Below are 18,091 nucleotides of genomic sequence, written 5' to 3'. Positions count from 1 at the left end.
TCATAAATGGTTATTAATAAACCCACATAAGTGGGCTTAATAGAAGCTATCGACCTACTGATTCTAAGTAAGCGATCTCTTCACTGAACAGTTCTTGTTCTACACGACGCCAGGTTTTACGGTAGTCCCAATCGGTAGAAAGGGGCTGCCAGTTCAGGCCGTCGAGCAGCATATTCGCGTTATGTAATACTGAATATGGGTCTTGTAACCGCTTAATACAATGACTGTTTGATGCGTTCTGTGACAAGGCATTTGAACCAAATGCGATTGACCAGTTTGCAAACACGATGGCATCTGAACCCACACCAGAAGAGAACTTTAGGTCACCCACTTCTACTGCTTGGTTAACCATTGAATCGGCTTGTTCAATCACCAATTCTTCGAGTTCGTTCATCTCGGTTACACGTGCACTAGACGCTTTCTCTAGTACCCACGGGCTTTTTGCCATGATCGCACAGGTTGATAGTACCGGCTCCATGCGCGCATAGATTCGATAAGCAACGTGCAGTGCGACGATCTTTTCGCGTGTGTTACCTTCAAACTCTCCAGAACGAGTAAACATCAGTGCCTCGGCCTTTAAAGAATGAATACACAACGCTAAAACCACGTCTTCTTTGCTACAAAAGTGATTATATATCGTACCTTTCGAATAAGAGCTCGCTGCCGTTAGCTTATCCATCGTGAGGTTTCCGAACCCTTGCTCTCGAACCAGATCTTTCGCTAACAACATCAATTCTACTTCTCGGTCTGCAATAGACTGCTGCTTTTTAGACAAGCCGCCTTTACAACCAAAGATACTTTGCTTATCGCCTTTACAACCAAAGCCAAACATAATTTCTCAGTCCGTATTTTCGCTTAGCTATCACCTAAGCTGAGTCAGTATTTAAAACACTCCTGTTTAATATATTAACACGAATAGCAAATTCATGTACTTAACCATTTTGTGACGCTTCGTCATTTCTGACTTATCGTCATAATAGCGCAAATATTGATCATATCAAGGTGTTTTATAAATTAAATACACTTTATGTATGGAAGGGTAAGTAAACGGGCGAGTAAGTGAGAGAACGGTCAATGAATATCAATAAAAACGAGCTGTTTTTGACGAACCGAATACCAAAGTAAATTGGCCATTCTTAGCCGAAAAAGAGTGCTAGCACTTTAAATCGTTATCGATATTTGCTTAGTGAATCCAGGCATAACCCACGAGAATGAATGAGTGTAGGCTTACTTTTTGGGGCAGACCTCTCCTTATGGTCAATATTTGGCTTACTAATGTCGTTTTCTGTTAAGTTGCTATAAATTCGGTAAGGGGTGACTTACAATAGTGACAACGACTTACCTTTTTGAGAACACGATATTGAGCGCCAAATATTCTTATTTAGCTTGGCAAGTGAATACTTCTAGCCCAGCAGAAAAACTGGTTTTATTGATGCTTGCAGATGGTGCTGATGAGTTCGGTTTCACCAATGTGTGCCTACAATCAGCAAGTCAACTTTGTGCTCTCTCGACGTTCGGTTTAGCCGATTGCCTTAAGTGTCTAGTCGACCAAGGTTTCCTCGATAAAGTAAAAGTAGATTATCGAGACAAGAAAGAGATACACGTGTTCAAAATGCTCATTGAGCAAGAGCAAGCTGCGGTTCAAGTTGAAACTCAACCGGTCAATAGTATTCCGGTTTACTCTACTGCACCTGCACCTGCACCTGCACCCAAGTTTCAGCCTGCTCCGGCACCAATGCAAAACACGCAATATGCTCCTCGCCCACAAGGCCGAGGCTCAATGAACAGCAACACCGTTTCTACTCATGATCTCAACGAAGAAGAGATCCCATCATGGGCAGAACGTGCGTTTAAATTCTCCGGCTTGGCCGGTGACCATAGTTTAGTATGGAAGAAATTTGTCCTTTGGTATAAAGCCAAAGCTAATGAATTAATGCCACTATCTCGGATTGAATCCAAGCTGCAGTACTGGCTAGTTAACGAGAAGCAAAATGAAAGACAACAACAGCAGAAGACCGCTCAATATTCAGGAAATGCAGGACAAGCTCAAGGAAATGGGTATAGACAAAAGCTTAGCCCATCTGAACGCTTCAGGCAGCAGCTCATTCAAAAAGGCAAAAAGCCAACCTTCTGAGCCTGTTGTATCTGACGTTCCTGCACGATCTGAAATAATTGAAGCAAAAAGCACTGAAGTTAATGTAGCGACACCTAACGCTACCGACGCAGGCTCGTCTCAAAAAGTGCCTGTTGTCGATCAAGATCCGGCAGAGTTAGAGCTGACTGATTGGTGTATCCATGTGTTTGGTTCTTTCTTAAGCGTGTACGAAACACAATGGGAATACCAATACGGTAGCGAGCCGAGCGGTAAGTTTATTGAATTTGCTAACTCAGTCGATTCAGACGGCCTTAACCGCGTGCTAATGCACTGTCATGAACGTATTCAACTTGGCAACAGTTGGCCGCCGCAAATGGGTGAGCTTTGGATCCTGAAAGATTCTTTGACTGAAGAAGAGTTGTTGGATAGCCGTATTCGAGTGTTGTCACGCTCTGCAGATAATAAGATTGAGCAATGGTTAATCCAGAATAAACTGTACGATTTAAAGCGTACGGCTGAAAACAAACTCGATGGCCTGTTTAAGAAATACTACTTGGAAGCAAAGCGTTTAGATGAGAAAGGCATGTTAGAAACGGAATTGCCGCAATTCCTGCTTGCCGCTAACTCAGTGAAGAACCTAAACGACTTGAAACGCGAAGAGTATGAAAGCCAACACGGTAAAGCTATTAACCCAAGAATCCAGCGTATTCTAAACAGTAAAAAGTAGCCGTCTGCCCGCTATCTGTCACAAGAAAGCAGAGTAGCGATTACACGGTTAACAGATACAAAAATGCCAGCTATCAAGCTGGCATTTTTTATGAATTCTACGAACTCTTTAACGGCTATCCGACCGTTATTTACGATCGCCTTACTGATTAATTACAGTAGGTGGATAGTTGCGTTTAGCGTGAATACGCCAGAGTCGTCATCTTTCATTTTGAAGTTTTGGTAGCTAGCGCCTACAGATAGTGGACCAAAGATGAAGTATTCTGCGCCTACACCGTACATTACATCTTCACTTGATTGCTTGAAGCCGTCGCCTTTAAGATCGTAAGAGTGAATACCAGCCTTCGCGTATACATGAAGAGGGCCAAAGTCGATGCTTGGTTTGATTGCTAGGTAAGCTGTGCTTGCATCTAGGTTTGTTAGGTCACGGTTGCCGTACTTAACGCTGTCGAAAGAACCTAGATCCCAGTAACCCGCTTCAATACCGATTAGTGGCAGGATGCCTGTACCCACGTGGATACCCATCGCTGTCTCTTCTTTATTGCCTAATGAGTTTTGACCACCCATTACACCGCCGTACAACCAAGAATCAGCCATTGCTGTTGAAGATGCACCTAGCAGTGCTAGTGCCAATAACGTTTTTTTCATATTCGACCTTTTCGTCCTAGTGGCAGGCCTTGCGTGGTAATAAATTGCCACCAAGTCGCCCTTTTTGTAGTAACTATTTAATTAGTAATGCAATAAGCAAGATTTATACCCAAACCTTGCCATTGCGTCTAGCTTTATTCCTTTAGCAAGCATCAATAGCGTTTTTAACACGCTTATCTGAAACTGGGTAAGGCGTACCGAGCTGCTGTGCGAAGAAGCTTACACGAAGCTCTTCTATCATCCAACGCACCTCTTTTACATTTTCTGGAACCGCGATCCCTTTTGGAATCTTATTCAGCAGCTCTTTGTAATCGTTCATTACTGACTCAACTTTGATCATATGAAGACGATCTTTGTTCGGGTCAATCGGCAGTTTTTCCATTCGACGCTCAATGGCTTTCATATAGCGTAGAATATCCGGCAGACGTTTCCACCCGCATTCTGTGGCAAACCCCTTAAAAATCAAACCTTCTACCTGAGCTTTGATGTCTGAAAGCGCAAATGCCATAGAAAGATCAACACGTCCTTTCAGCTTTTTACTGATGCTGAATGCCGTGGTTAAGATGGTTTCAACCTGTTGAGCAATCTCAACTACGCTGTCACCCAACTCTGCACGCACGTGTTCTTTCAGTGCTTCAAACTGCTCTGGCTCCCAAACTAAACCGCCCTTCTCTTCAATTAGCTTATCAATACCACAAGCGATACAGTCATCGATAAGGTCGAGTACCTGTCCGTATGGGTTGAAATACAAGCCAAGTTTCGATTTGTTCGGCAAGTTAGAGTGCAAGTATTTGATCGGCGATGGTACGTTCAACAAGATTAAACGACGCTGACCCGATTTCATTGCTGAGATCTGCTCTTGCTCGGTTTCGAACAGTTTGATCTCTACGCTATCTTTAGAATCCACCAGCGCAGGGAAGGCTTTAACATCGTAGCCGCCACGCTTCTGTTGGTAGACTTTTAGTAACTCACCAAAGCTCCACGTATGCAGGTTCTGCTGCTCGATATCGTCGTCTGCCACTTTAGAAAGCGTTTCTTGAACCTTGTCTTTCAGGCTTTCTTTCAGTTCATGTAAGTCTTTCTGTTCTTTCAGCTTACGCTTACGATGATCCACGGCGCGGAATGTTACCTTTAAGTGCTCAGGGATCTGGTCTAACTTCCAGTCGTCACGTACCACTTCGACACCTGTCATGCGGCGTAGCTCTTTCTCAAGAGAATCCAACAACGGCGCTTCTAACGGTGTCACACGAGCTAAGAACGCATCCGCGTAGTTTGGCGCAGGCACAAAGTTACGGCGTAGCGTTTTAGGTAACGACTTAATTAGGCTAATTACTAGCTCTTGACGTAGACCCGGGATCTGCCAATCAAAACCGTTTTGGTCGATCTGGTTCAAGATAGGTAGAGGAATGTGTACCGTTACACCATCGTTATCGTCGCCCGGCTCAAATTGGTAGCTCAGCTTCAGCTTGATACCGTTTTGGTGCCAGAAGTTCGGGTAATCCAAATCGGTAACGTGGCTAGCATCGCCTCGGAACAGCATCGACTTTTCGAAGTTAAGCAGCTCTGGTGTTTTCTGGCTGGTCTTCTTCCACCATGTATCAAAGTGACGGCCAGAAACCGCCTCTTCACCAACACGTTGGTCATAGAAGTCGAACAGCTCATCATCGTCGATCAAGATGTCACGACGACGCGATTTATGCTCTAGCTCTTCGACTTCTTGAAGAAGCTTACGGTTCTGCTTGAAGAAAGCGTGTTTGGTTTCCCACTCACCTTCTACTAATGCACTGCGTACAAACAACTCACGGCTGACGGTGGCATCGATCGCGCCGTAGTTCACAAGGCGCTTAGGTACGATTGGGATTCCGTAAAGCATCACTTTTTCGTGTGCCATTACTGCCGCTTGCTTCTTCGACCAATGTGGTTCGCTGTAGCTGCGCTTAATCAGGTGTTTCGCTAGTGGTTCAATCCATTCAGGTTGAATCTTCGCGATAACACGGCCCCAAAGCTTTGAGGTTTCCACCAGCTCAGCAGACATGATCCACTTAGGCTGTTTTTTAAATAGGCCAGACGCAGGGAAGATATGGAAGCGTGCATTACGGGCACCTTGATACTCATTCTTCTCTTGGTCTTTCATACCGATGTGTGAAAGCAGACCTGACAGCAAAGACATGTGAATGCCATCGTAGCTGCCCGGTTCCGTATTCAGCTTAGTGTCCAATTCACGCATTGCTTGGTGAATTTGGAAGTACACATCTTGCCATTCACGGATACGTAAATAGTTCAGGTAATCTTGCTTACACTGTTTGCGGAACTGGTTACTCGACAGCGCTTTTTGCTGCTGCTTAACGTAATCCCATAGGTTCACAAACGTAATAAAATCTGACTCTTTATCGAAGAAGCGCTTGTGCTTATCATCAGACGATTGTTGTTTGTCTGACGGACGCTCACGCGGATCTTGAATCGACAATGCAGACGCAATCACCATCACTTCGTGTAGACAGCGGTTGCTTGGCGCTTCAATCACCATCCGCGCTAAACGTGGATCAATCGGCAGCTTAGCAAGCTTACGACCAATTGCCGTTAGCTTCTTCTTGTCGTCGCCATGGTTCTTGTTTTTGTTCGCAGACGGTTCGACAGTCGCGATCGCACCAAGCTCTTCAAGCAGCCTTACACCATCTTGAATATTGCGCTTATCGGGCGCTTCAACAAATGGGAATGCTTGAATGTCACCTAGGCCTAGCGCTGTCATCTGAAGGATAACGGATGCTAGGTTAGTACGAAGGATCTCAGGGTCCGTAAACTCTGGGCGTGATTCGAAATCTTCCTCAGAGTAAAGACGAATACAGATACCTTCCGCAACACGACCACAACGACCTTTACGCTGATTTGCACTCGCTTGAGACACTGGCTCGATCGGTAGGCGTTGTACTTTGGTGCGGTAGCTGTAACGGCTAATACGCGCTGTACCCGGGTCGATTACATACTTGATACCCGGAACGGTTAACGAGGTTTCTGCCACGTTGGTTGCCAGAACGATACGTCGACCAGTGTGAGACTGGAAGATTCGGTTCTGTTCACCCGCCGATAGACGTGCGTACAGCGGAACAATTTCAGTATCACGCAGGTTACGTTTACTTAATGCATCTGCGGTATCACGAATTTCTCGCTCACCGTTCATGAAGATCAAAATATCGCCTTGCCCTTCATCACACAGCTCATCAACGGCTTCAAAGATGCCTTCGATTTGGTCGCGGTCTGAATCACTTTCATCACCACCTAATGGGCGGTAACGCGTATCGACAGGGTAAGTACGACCTGATACTTCAATGATCGGTGCATTGTTAAAGTGCTTCGAGAAACGCTCAGGATCGATGGTCGCCGACGTGATGATCACTTTCAGATCAGGACGCTTTGGCAGAAGCTCTCTTAAGTAACCCATGATGAAGTCAATGTTCAGACTGCGTTCGTGGGCTTCATCGATGATGATGGTGTCGTATTGACTTAAGAAACGGTCATGCTGAATTTCCGCCAGTAGAATACCGTCGGTCATCAGTTTGATTTGCGTGTTATCAGAAATTTGGTCGTTAAAACGAACCTTATAACCGACAAAATCACCCAGCTGTGTTTCCATCTCTTCCGCAATGCGGTTGGCAACTGAACGTGCCGCAAGACGACGAGGCTGAGTGTGACCAATTAGGCCAAAGCGACCACGGCCAAGCTCAGAACAAATCTTTGGTAACTGAGTGGTTTTACCCGAACCCGTTTCGCCCGCCACGATAACCACTTGGTTTTCAGAAATGGCTTTCGCAATATCATCGCGCTTTTGGCTAACAGGGAGAATCTCTGGGTATTCGATGGTTGGTTTGTGCGAGGCACGCTGATTTGCCGTCATCATTGACTTGGCAATGTCTAACGCTATCTCATCGAAGACAACGTTCTTAGATTGTTCGTTTTTAATTCTACTCGCACCAGCAATTCGCTTACTCAAACGGAAGCGATCGCGCATCATGCATTCGTTGAGCGCTTTACGAAGAGAAGCTGGGCTATTTTGAGATGCTTTTGTATTGGCTGCTGCTGAATGATCAGCAGGTGTAGCTTTTGGTTGATTAGTTTTTGGTTGTTTAGCTTTTAATTGCTTAGCAGGTCGGTTCGATGCAGGCTTATTCGATTTCGCTTCGTTCTTTGGAGAACTCGGCTGTGCTGCATTCTTGTTGTTGTCTGCTTTTTCCGGAGACGAAGTCAAAGCGTGTCCTATTCTTGTACTTATTAAACTCGCGCGATTATATCACAAGTCTCAAACAAAAAAGCCTGACAGCAAAGTGAAAACCTTTTGCTATCAGGCTGATTAACCACGCTAACACTAGCGAAGGCTATAGAAGCGAGGTCAAATGTAAGTAGTACTTAGTAAACTACGGCTAAAAGCTACCGTTGAAAACCGTATATATAACAACCACAGTTAAACGCTGCGCTTAGAACTCATACTGGAAGTAAACGGTGTTGTAGTTGCTGCCGCCTTTGATACGACCAAACTGTGAGGCGTTTTCAAAGATCGCAGAACGATGATGTAACGAGTAGCCGAACCACAAATTGTTCAAATCGTTCTTACCGATTAAATCGCCGACGTTCACATCAAATGAGAAGTCTAAGTAGTTCAACAGATGGCTCGCGGTATACCCTTTACGGTCCATCTCCGAGCCTTCGATGTAGGTAATCGAATCGATGTACGACATACCTTCTGCAACACCAAATCGCCATTGGGTTGGCCAATCAAAGGTGTAGTACGCTTTGATTGCGATAATATATTCGGTACTGCTGGATTGAACGTCTGAACTCCAGTGGTGTGCGATACCCGGCGTTAGGTAGATGTCCAATGGAAAGCCGAAGATCTCATCGGTTAACGGGTGTCCATAGAAGAATGAGGTCAGCTGGTTATTGTATTCGTCTTTCTCTGTATTGAACTTCATGATATCGCCAATATTGGATGGCGTTGCCCAACCATGTGCGACACGTAAATACGGCGCATTACTCAGCTTAGGTTTGGGTGCTTTCTCTTTGTCGTTAAAGAAACCAAAGCCAAGGTACAATTCACCTTGATAACGGTCTTCAACAATCGACGAATCGTAAGCGTTATCGTCCAATCGAGTCACACTGGTTGAACCCAATAAGTACAAGTTTGAAACCACATGGTAACGCGTTTCAACACCAACATTTAAGTCAACACCAGCACCAATGGTTTCATTAGACGCGGAGTAATACTGACTGTTGAAGTCAGCACTTTTATAACGAAGTGTCGCGCTCGGGTAAAACTCCCAATCTCCGGTTTCATACTTAGCTTTAGCACGTAAGTTACCGTGGAAGTTGTATTCACTATCGCTCATTAATTCCGTCTCGACAGACCAAGAATCATCAAGCTGGTAGGTCAGTTGAGCACCGAAATCCGCCGTATCGCCTTCGATTGCGTTCTGTTCAGAAGCGGGGATATCAATAAAACGCATGCGGGAGATAGCATTGAAAGACCACTTCTCATCGTCCGTTTGATAGAGATATGCCCCCATCTCGGTACCGTCAATGAATACATAATCGTTCTTGAAAAACAACATCGGTACGAATGAGTTAACCGATTGGTCACCACCAGACGTGTCATAAGGGATGCTCGCAGTACGGAACATCGCAGCGATGCCCCACTCTTGCTCTTCAGCGGCCCACGCGTTAGCACTTAGGACAATGCTACTTAGGAAAGTACTACCTAGTAAAACCACCCCAGATGAAGGGAGAATCGGTAAATATTTGAGCTTCATTCTTGTGTAATTACTCTTTGTAATAAATATTGTGTTACTGAATAGACATTTATTAACCATGGCGGCTAACTATTTTTAGGTTTGCTCGGCATTGACCGTTACAATGCAGAATATTCTCGGTTAAATGAAAGTATTGTGAAAGTTTCCGAATTACAAAACATTATAGATCAGTTACCCAAAGATTCCGATCCAGATATTGTTATGGGTGAGGCGTGGTTGCCCGAGCGTTTGGTGGATACCAACCTAGACGGCGACATGCTATTTCTTAAATTCGATAATGCTCCTGAAGACAATCAAGGGGATGAAGAAGGTCGTGGCTTTGTTGAACACGAAATCGCTATGATTCGTGAAAAATTTGAACAGGTGTTAGACGACACTTCCGATACCAAGACCAAAGCCGATGCCCTATTGGCAATATTTCTAATGGGTCATGAACTTTCTAGCTCGGAAGTTATCGAAGTTCTTGAATCAGCGGATTCTGAAACGACAGAGCCTGAGATTGCAGAGCATAAAACAACAGAATCTGACTCAGTAGAACTTGAAGCATCAGAGCTTTAAACCTTAAAGCCAGGCACGAATAAGCTCGAAACAAAAGAACACCACGACGACTAACCACCAACGATTTTAGGTACCGTATTGAAACCCTCTACGACATCATCTCTTCCCCTGTTACTCGCCGGACCCATTTTAAGAAAAACCAACGCGACTGAAGTGGTACTTTGGTTAGCCACCAGCTCACCCCTTGTTGGCCGGGCTGATCTTTTTATTCGTGAAACTGAGCATAGTCGAGAAACAGGCTTTTCGAACGAAAAAGAGCATTCTGAAGCAGAACAAGACCAACCGTTTTATACCTCATCGCTTGAAGAGCATGATTCGATTCAAATCGGTACACATGCTTGGGTAACGCTGATTCGCTTACAAGGTGAGTTTCCGACTAATACGCTTCTTGAATATGACATTCACACAGAGTTAGGTTCACTAAAAGAGCTCGCGCCTCACCTTGTTTACAACGGTAAATCTCGCGTTGAGTTTAAGGTATCGACCTCGGCTGATTACATTCTGCATGGCTCTTGCCGTAATCCGCATCATCCAAGCAAAGACAGCCTAGTCGCAGCCGACAACAAGATGGCCGAGCAAACCGTCGCTGAAAGACCCGACATGCTGATGATGAGCGGCGATCAGATCTACGCCGACCATGTGGCAGGCCCAACGCTTGATGCTATTCAGCAAGTGATTCAACTGCTTGGCCTTGTCGGTGAGAGCTTACCGACTGACTCGCAAATTAAACAAATCAACAGCAGTGACGCTCTGTATAAAAGTGAATATCACTTATATCAGCGTCATCACTATTTACCGCACCACACCGCTTCAGAGTCCATGATCGATAAGTTCTTCCCGAATCGTGGCGTGCCGATTTTTAGTTCTACCGATTGTGAAAACCACTTGGTCACGCTGTCTGAGTTTATCGCGATGTACTTGTTGGTTTGGTCTCCGACACTCTGGCAATGCGTCAATCGAGAGCGTTTAATTGAGAATAACTTCACTCAAGGTGGACGACAATTAACACCGACTGAGCAGCAACAGTGGCGTGATGAAAGCGTCATCATGGATGATTTCATTGCTGGCTTACCGCAAGTGCAACGTCTGTTCGCGCATATTCCAACGTACATGATCTTCGACGATCACGATGTGACTGATGATTGGAACCTTACCGTGGGTTGGGAGCATGCCGTCGACCAAAACCAGTGCGCAACTCAAGTCATTGGTAACGGCCTCGCGGCTTACTGGATGTGTCAGGGTTGGGGTAACAAACCGGAGAGCTTCGACGAAGCGTTCATCGAGAAAGCAAAACAGCTTTTTGTCGATCATCCGCGCATTACTAAACAAACTCACAATGCAGCCAGCAATGCAGTGACTACTCACTCTGTTAGCAATATCGAGCCAGACAAGCATCAAGCCTTCATTGAGATGTTAAGTCGCTTTGAAGAGTGGCATTACACAATAGATACCTCGCCAAAAGTCATTGTGTTGGATACTCGAACGCGTCGTTGGCGTTCAGAGTCACGCATGAATAAGCCTTCAGGTTTAATGGACTGGGAAGCCTTGATTGAGTTTCAGCATCAGTTAATGAATCAAGATAAAGTAGTGATCGTTTCTGCGGCACCGATGTTTGGCGTGAAGTTTATTGAAACACTACAAAAGATGGCGACCACAATCGGCAAGCCATTAGTGATAGATGCTGAAAACTGGATGGCGCATCCGGGCAGTGCCAATACACTGATCAGTATCTTTACCCATACAAAAACACCGACCAACTTCGTGGTACTGTCTGGTGACGTTCACTACTCCTTCGCTTATGACATCAAGCTTAGGTATCGTCGCAACAGCCCGAACATCTATCAAATCACCTGTAGTGGCCTTAAAAATCAGTTCCCTGCTCCGCTGCTTAAATTCTGCGATGTATGGGACCGCCTGTTATACAGCCCTCGCTCAGTTTTGAACTACTTCACTAAGCGTAAACGCTTAAAAATCGAGAAGCGAAGCCCTGATAATCAGACCTTCTATCGCCTTTCAAACCGCAGTGCAATTGGTGAGCTCAGGTTAGATAACGACGGGAAACCGCAATCGATCACGACACTCAGTGGTGATGGTAAAATTACCCGTTTCCCAGAGCCAGATTGATAAAGTGCTCCTTATCGCTCGCCTATCCGTAATGTCAGTTTTTAGTAAAGACGCTTGCGATCACACTCTGTAGACCCAATAGTTGTAGTTATAGTTGATAGCTATCAGCGTTACGGAACCCGATACAAATTTTAACTGGAGCTCGTTATGTTCAATTCTCTCACATCAATGTTTAAACAATTGATTGAAGGCCAGGACCTAAGCAAAAACCAAGGAACATCACCTAATGTCGCCATTGCGAGTTTGTTGTGTGAAGTCGCGGGAGCCGACCATCAGATCAATGAATCAGAAAGAGTCGCTAAGCTACAGCTTCTGCAACGTTTGCTGGATTTAGATGAAGATCAAGCAAAGGTGCTGCTAGCGCAAGCAGAACCGAAAGTAGAGCAATCAGTCTCGCTGTATGACTTTACATCACAACTCAGAGACCTATCTCAGCCAGTGCGAATCGACTTAATCAAAGCGATGTGGGAAGTGGCGCATGCCGACGGAGAAATTGACCCTATCGAAGATTCTGTGATCCGTAAAACAGCGGAACTGCTCTACGTTGACCACAGTGACTTTATCAAGACTAAGCTGAACGTCCTCGGTAAAAGCTAACCAAAGGCTCTCTACTAGCATTAAGCCTCTGTATTAGCGTAAGCGATCGCCATGCATGATGCCTTTGAGCTCTAACGGCGTGCCCTTCTTAGTGACATAAAGGCCACGCTGATTTGATACCAACACACTGCGCTTGCCTTGCGTTTGTTGAATGTATAAGTGCTTGATATTGAATGTCTGCTTATCTTGAGCCTGATCCTGGTCTAATTGATAAAGGTAGTAATGATTCCCCCAGCGCAAGAACACACCAAACATCTGCTTAGTTTGAGCGACATTCCCATCCATGTCATAGCCAATGTACTGCATTTTGACTCGACCATTTTCCAATCGGAGCGAGATTCTCTCCCAACCGACCATCGGGTATTCCGCAGAAAATCGATAGGTACTTTTGGTTGCGAGCCCAGAGATTAAGCCTACATTTAGAATCACAAAAAGCGTCAATAAGATAGGCATCCAAAACTTACGATTCATACTTATTGCCCTCGCTCATTGTTATTGTCGCCTTCGCAAGAGACAGTTTTAAACTGATGGCTCATCTCTTTCCAGCGCCCGTTTATCAAAGCAACAGCTTGAATGTTCTGACACCCAACGCCAATGCGATGGAGGTAGAGTGACTCAACACCGAGTTCTGACACAGTATTCAACTCAGTTAAAAGATCTTGATCAAAATTCAAACTGTCGTGATAAACATCCATGTCGTGATAGCTCGTCTTATCCATAAAAAAAGCAAACTGATAAAACAGCATAAGAAGAAATCCGCTGACTAATATTCCTGCGATACGAGAGCGATGACGCGCGATAAAGTGCTTCGCCTTAAACTGACGTGATAGTGAACCCTGTTGCTTTGATTGCCCAGCTTGTTGGTTCATGCCAGAAGGCTTAAACGGTGTCGCTGATGTTAACTCATCGACGATGGTGGTTTTCTCTGAAACGATGGCGGCTTTCTCTGAAAACGCAGCTTCAACATGCGCTTCAGCGGTAGATGTTGGCATCGATAAATAACTACCTACCTGTTTCAAACCATTGAAGCTGTACCCTTCCTTTTGAACCGTTAAGATTTTGCAATCACACTCAAACGAATTTAATGCAGTGCGAATGTTCTTAACCGCGACATTAAGTGAACTGCCCGTCACAACCCTGCCCGGCCAGCAATGCTCAAGTAAAAAGTCTCGACCAACGGCTTTTGGGCTGTTCTTCACTAGATGCTCAAGGATCAGACCTTCTGAGGGGGATAAGGTGACCCGCTTACCAGATTCCGAATCAATGAGTGTGTTATTAATCAACTCGATGCCCGAAGCGTCTAAGGTGATTTTTTCATGGCTATTGGCGTTCATTTCGGCGAGGTGTTCATAAATAAAAAGGTCATCAAAAAAGTGTTTGTTTGGTCGAACTAATAGCAAACCATACATAGAAAAGAGTAGTGACAAGTTTAGCCAATAATTAAGCTAAATATAAGCTCAGCGAGTAACAATATAAAATAACAACAAGGTGAGTCAGTCACGTAAACTAACTCACCTTTGAACATAGCCAAGGTTTAACTCTAAACTGGTCATGCCCTATATTAAAACCTCGTCGTTACGCAATCTAAAAACGAGGTCACAATTCTGTTCTAGCGAAATTAGAGTTCCAGTTTGAATCCAAGTTCACTTACCATAACTTCAGCGAAGCCTAACTTTACTGCATTCAACTGATTGGCAACTTCGCGCGCTTGCTCTTCGTTTTTAGCCAATATTGCCATTGAATAGACTGGCCTGATCATCGCTTTTTGGTTTGGCTTCTCTTCTGCTATTTCTTGATGTTTTAAATAAGCAGACGTAATCACACCTTGAGCACTCCAATCGACAACCATTTGTAAATCTTTGCTAATAACCTCATCGACAATGAATTGATTCTCAGGCTCTTTCCAAGCGAGTTCTACTGCGTAGTTTGTGAAAGCGACGTCCGTGTTTAACCACTTATTACCGATGTCTCTGATTTCAGTCACCTCTACAAGCTCTTTAAATTGGAATGGCAAGTTACCAATCAAGTCTCTAACGTGCTGCTCACTGTCCGCTTCAATCACAAACTTAATCATCGGAAACTTTTTATCCCCAATAAAGCTTTGTGATACGAACATATCGTGGACCAAGCCCGCATCAATCAGGTTGGCAAATGCTTTTTTCTGATGAGGCATTGCTTCAAATACGGCTTGGGCGTCATCGGTTTTCCAAGCCACTGACACGCCGTATGCCGCTGCATGGGCATGGGTTGAAAAAAGAATAGCTGAAAATAGAAAGCTAAAAATAGCTAAAAAGGTTCCTAGAGTTGTTTTCATTGTGGTGGCTTCCTAATTAGTCGCGAATAATTTCATACAAGTTAGGGTCAGCAGAAACCCCTTCAATTGTTAAAGGTGGTAATTCTTTTCTCATCGCCTGTATCGCATCATGGAAATGCTTTTTGCTTTCCCACTCTGCAACATTAATAAAACGGTATGTCGCATCCGAGCTTAAAGAGCGGTGCAATTTGGTAGAGATATATCCTGGTTGCTTCACCAATACGTCTCGCGCATCTTCCCAATACGTTAACGTAGCGGCTTCATGGGCTGGCTCGACTGAAAAAGTGTTTATCAATACAACGGGTTGTGCCGAGACCAACGCACTTACGCTTAGCGCCCCCAGTGCCAATCCATACTTAATAATGTTCTTCATCCTATTCTCCTTGTTTTGGGTGAGCTAACGCTACCACCTAGCTCTACCCAATCAAGGTCGAAACCTGCGATTTAATATTAATTAAAAAGCTAAATTTCAAACGAATATTATTCACTCGTAAAATAAGCGATGTAGCCATTCACTATTGATAAACCACTTGTTGAAATTAGATTTCTTGGAATAGTCATTGCCCTCAACGTGAGTAGTCATTACCCTCAACGTGACTAGTCATTACCCTCAACGTGAGTAGTCATTGCCCTTAACGTGAATATTCATTGATCTCAACGTGAATAGTCATTACCCTCAATTTGCATCGTCATTACCCTCAAATAACAGGCACAAAAAAACCACCTAATAAGTAGGTGGCTCTTCATTTTAATAACTCACAAGATTCAGGCTAACTTTAAGTGTTTAACCTTTCAGTATTTAACCAAGCGCCTCTCTGAAATACAAACGATCACAACATCGTCAGCGCAAGCTTTGCCAAGTTATAAGCGTCAACATAACCAGAGTGCTGACGACCTTCCCACTCAATGTTTTTCGCTTCTTGAGCAGCACGGTGACCAATACGTTTCTCTTTCAATCGATTCTGAACTCGATAAAGTGTGGCGATGTTCAAGAACTCGCTAAATGGCGGTTCGATGCCTTTCTCAATACACTCTTTGTGTAAGATAAGGTCGTCACGTCCCCACGCTGCATAGATTTTCTTTGGGCCACCGAAGTTCTTAATCATCGACTTGATAACAGACTCTAATGGGCGACCCTGTTTTTCGATTTTACGAGGTGTAATACCCGTTAACTCGGCGCAGAATAGAGAGACTTCGTCTTTTTCGGGCTTAACGTAATATTGCGCGCGCTTCACGATGGTTCCAGATACAAGATCGATCTCAGCAAGACCAATTTCAATGATCTCCCCTGTTGTTCCTACACCGTCTTCGCTCCAACAGCACATTTCCAAATCGAAACACACCACTCGATTGTGATTCATACGTCGCCCAATTCTTTCATCAAAAGTTTTTTGAAATTGTACATGAGCCCAATAAAGAACTCGACCCCAGTTGCATCAAGTGCTCATTTAGCCTGCAATTGTGACTCTATTTCGGCCATTTGACTTACTTTGATAGAGCATGCTGTCCGCTTTTTGCATGATTTCTTCAGAGTCTTCACTATTACGAATGGCTGCACCGATGCTCAAAGTACAACTTAATTGTCGACCTTTGTGTTCACAGTGAGAGTGACTTACGGTGTTTATAATGCACTCTAAGTATCGATTCAGAGATTCATGGTCTGAAATGCTAGAAATAATGCAGAACTCGTCACCACCTAAACGGAACAAGTTATCTCCCTCTTTCAAGTTCACCGAGATCAGCTTGATGACATGAATGAGCAAGGCATCACCTGCAGGGTGGCCAAATTGGTCATTAATGCCTTTGAACTTATCGATATCAAACCCAACAAGGCTAAAGGGCTGGTTTCGCTCAATGGCTTTGTCGAGCTTCTTATTGAAAGCACGTCGGTTGTAGACCTCGGTTAAGCTGTCATGATTGGCTAAAAAGCGAAGTTCTTCCGTCCTCTCATCTAGCATTTGGTACAAACGTTGTTTCTCACGAATTTGTAGATTAACTATGTAGGCCAGCAGTAAAGAGATAGTGGTCCCAACTAAAGCAATGCCGGCGAGTACCAAGTAGCCGGAAAACGAGATGCATGAACCTATCTTGTAATCAATTTTCCAATCACGGTTGGTTAGGCTAATGGTTTTGGTAATAAGGTGCCCAGTTACGCCTTCAAAACCTTCAGTTTCAAACAAAATGGGAGAATCTTCTGCTTCAAAACCCGTATCGGTCACTCGCACATATACATTCATATCACCCGCAGTGGACGCCAGTAAGTTCTCAAAGTAATAAGTCGTACGAACCACACCAATCACAACACCGAGCAAATTGTCACTTTCACCTTCAAATACAGGGTGATACACCAGCATGCCACTTTTCGGTATTTCTGGGTCTAAGCCATCTTGTATTAAACGAACTTTGTCTGAAATATTGGCTTGGCGTGTCTGTTTAATATTGTCTAAAACGCGCTTAAATCGTTCACGAGAAGAGTAGAAACCAAGAACTCTGTTATTTGGTTCGGTATTTGGGTAGATATCAGTCGCAACAAAGGCTGGCTCACCATCTAAGATGTAACCAAAAGCTTTTGATTCATGTTTTGGAATAGTGAATAACTTATATGATGGGTACTTTTCTTCCATCTGAGCAGTGTGTTCTTCAATCTCATCGGCTGTCACTTTTTGCATCCATTGCAAGCCAATTAGACTTTTTGAAACATTAATCGTTTGTTGTGCAAAGCGATCAAACTTATCCCAGTTTTCAGGATCATTTGCGTAGAAAAAATTAGCACCAGAACCAATGTAAGCAACATCGTTATCTATAAACGCTTTTAGGCTTAGAGTTTGGTGTTTAGCAAAGCTCTCCAAATTCATGTTCAAGGCACGATTTTGATTAAGAGCCACCAACACAACGCATAACACCGTAATCAGAAAGGTGACCAAAAAAGCAACTACTGGCAAGGTTCTTCTCTTCAACCCTGTCAACGGGTCGATTGTATGCGGCATACATATCTCATGTCGGATTATATAAAGTCATAAGTATATAACGTTAAGGAATCCTGCTCCATTCATGTTTAGTCCTAAACCTGACACAAAATGGGCAATGTTTACCTTCCCCTTACATCAAAGGCTATTATTCAAGCAAATCTCGACTAATTTTCACGCTAACACACTAAAAACCCACTTGAATAAAAACATTAAATACAGCCCTTAAGCCTTGAATATGCTAGTATCCATCCATATTTATAGC

General features: G+C 44.1%; 15 protein-coding genes. 5 read left to right on the top strand and 10 right to left on the bottom strand.

Going from position 1 to position 18,091, the window contains the following annotated elements:
* Nucleotides 1–46: 46 nt before the first annotated feature.
* Nucleotides 47–832, bottom strand: coding sequence for a TetR/AcrR family transcriptional regulator (locus OQJ75_RS09780; RefSeq protein WP_010441341.1), 786 nt, complete (start codon nucleotides 830–832; stop codon nucleotides 47–49).
* 495 nt (nucleotides 833–1,327) lie between these two features.
* On the opposite strand from OQJ75_RS09780, the gene OQJ75_RS09775 reads away from it, so the two are divergent.
* Together OQJ75_RS09775 and OQJ75_RS09770 are read left to right on the top strand one after the other, a co-directional pair.
* The gene (locus OQJ75_RS09775) at nucleotides 1,328–2,134 is read left to right on the top strand and encodes a hypothetical protein (protein ID WP_016795323.1); all 807 of its coding nucleotides are present in this window, start codon (nucleotides 1,328–1,330) and stop codon (nucleotides 2,132–2,134) included.
* Complete coding sequence (locus OQJ75_RS09770) at nucleotides 2,055–2,822, top strand: hypothetical protein (protein WP_265972910.1); 768 nt, start codon at nucleotides 2,055–2,057, stop codon at nucleotides 2,820–2,822. Before OQJ75_RS09775 ends, OQJ75_RS09770 begins: the two co-directional genes overlap by 80 nt.
* Before the next feature lie 152 nt (nucleotides 2,823–2,974).
* Here the strand turns inward: OQJ75_RS09770 and OQJ75_RS09765 are convergent, their stop codons facing one another.
* The 3 genes from OQJ75_RS09765 to OQJ75_RS09755 form a co-directional block, all read right to left on the bottom strand.
* Nucleotides 2,975–3,469, bottom strand: a complete 495-nt coding sequence (locus tag OQJ75_RS09765) for an outer membrane beta-barrel protein (protein ID WP_248374672.1) — start codon at nucleotides 3,467–3,469, stop codon at nucleotides 2,975–2,977.
* A gap of 142 nt (nucleotides 3,470–3,611) precedes the next feature.
* Nucleotides 3,612–7,712 carry an ATP-dependent RNA helicase HrpA gene (gene hrpA, locus OQJ75_RS09760; RefSeq protein WP_265972857.1) on the bottom strand — a complete coding sequence of 1,367 codons (4,101 nt, stop codon included), beginning with the start codon at nucleotides 7,710–7,712 and terminating at the stop codon, nucleotides 3,612–3,614.
* 226 nt (nucleotides 7,713–7,938) lie between these two features.
* Complete coding sequence (locus OQJ75_RS09755; RefSeq protein ID WP_265972855.1) at nucleotides 7,939–9,267, bottom strand: MipA/OmpV family protein; 1,329 nt, start codon at nucleotides 9,265–9,267, stop codon at nucleotides 7,939–7,941.
* A gap of 81 nt (nucleotides 9,268–9,348) precedes the next feature.
* Here OQJ75_RS09755 and OQJ75_RS09750 point away from each other — a divergent pair, with 81 nt between their 5' ends.
* The 3 genes from OQJ75_RS09750 to OQJ75_RS09740 all read left to right on the top strand — a co-directional run bounded on the left by OQJ75_RS09750 (nucleotide 9,349) and on the right by OQJ75_RS09740 (nucleotide 12,546).
* A complete protein-coding gene (locus OQJ75_RS09750; protein WP_248396536.1) occupies nucleotides 9,349–9,825 on the top strand; it encodes a hypothetical protein in 477 nt (158 codons plus the stop codon).
* Between the two features lie 78 nt (nucleotides 9,826–9,903).
* Nucleotides 9,904–11,949 (top strand): alkaline phosphatase family protein, encoded by a 2,046-nt coding sequence (locus OQJ75_RS09745; protein WP_265972853.1) that lies wholly within the window; start codon nucleotides 9,904–9,906, stop codon nucleotides 11,947–11,949.
* Nucleotides 11,950–12,096: 147 nt separating this feature from the next.
* On the top strand, nucleotides 12,097–12,546 hold the full coding sequence (locus tag OQJ75_RS09740) for a TerB family tellurite resistance protein (RefSeq protein WP_265972851.1): 450 nt from the start codon (nucleotides 12,097–12,099) through the stop codon (nucleotides 12,544–12,546).
* Nucleotides 12,547–12,579: 33 nt separating this feature from the next.
* Here OQJ75_RS09740 and OQJ75_RS09735 read toward each other — a convergent pair whose 3' ends face one another.
* The 6 genes from OQJ75_RS09735 to OQJ75_RS09710 all read right to left on the bottom strand — a co-directional run bounded on the left by OQJ75_RS09735 (nucleotide 12,580) and on the right by OQJ75_RS09710 (nucleotide 17,847).
* Nucleotides 12,580–13,017, bottom strand: coding sequence for a hypothetical protein (locus OQJ75_RS09735; protein WP_017077881.1), 438 nt, complete (start codon nucleotides 13,015–13,017; stop codon nucleotides 12,580–12,582).
* 2 nt (nucleotides 13,018–13,019) lie between these two features.
* Nucleotides 13,020–13,745: a winged helix-turn-helix domain-containing protein gene (locus OQJ75_RS09730; RefSeq protein ID WP_416340674.1), complete on the bottom strand. Its 726-nt coding sequence runs from the start codon at nucleotides 13,743–13,745 to the stop codon at nucleotides 13,020–13,022.
* A 419-nt stretch (nucleotides 13,746–14,164) separates the two neighbouring features.
* Nucleotides 14,165–14,860: a hypothetical protein gene (locus tag OQJ75_RS09725; protein ID WP_004734745.1), complete on the bottom strand. Its 696-nt coding sequence runs from the start codon at nucleotides 14,858–14,860 to the stop codon at nucleotides 14,165–14,167.
* Nucleotides 14,861–14,876: 16 nt separating this feature from the next.
* Nucleotides 14,877–15,233, bottom strand: coding sequence for an antibiotic biosynthesis monooxygenase family protein (locus OQJ75_RS09720; protein ID WP_146458136.1), 357 nt, complete (start codon nucleotides 15,231–15,233; stop codon nucleotides 14,877–14,879).
* 457 nt (nucleotides 15,234–15,690) lie between these two features.
* Nucleotides 15,691–16,221, bottom strand: coding sequence for a 3'-5' exonuclease (locus OQJ75_RS09715; protein WP_004734743.1), 531 nt, complete (start codon nucleotides 16,219–16,221; stop codon nucleotides 15,691–15,693).
* 87 nt (nucleotides 16,222–16,308) lie between these two features.
* Complete coding sequence (locus tag OQJ75_RS09710) at nucleotides 16,309–17,847, bottom strand: sensor domain-containing diguanylate cyclase (RefSeq protein ID WP_265972847.1); 1,539 nt, start codon at nucleotides 17,845–17,847, stop codon at nucleotides 16,309–16,311.
* Nucleotides 17,848–18,091: the final 244 nt, after the last annotated feature.

The organism is Vibrio sp. 14G-20, assembly GCF_026241515.1.
Classification (GTDB): Bacteria; Pseudomonadota; Gammaproteobacteria; order Enterobacterales; family Vibrionaceae; genus Vibrio.
This window is presented reverse-complemented; position numbering and strand designations above follow the sequence as displayed.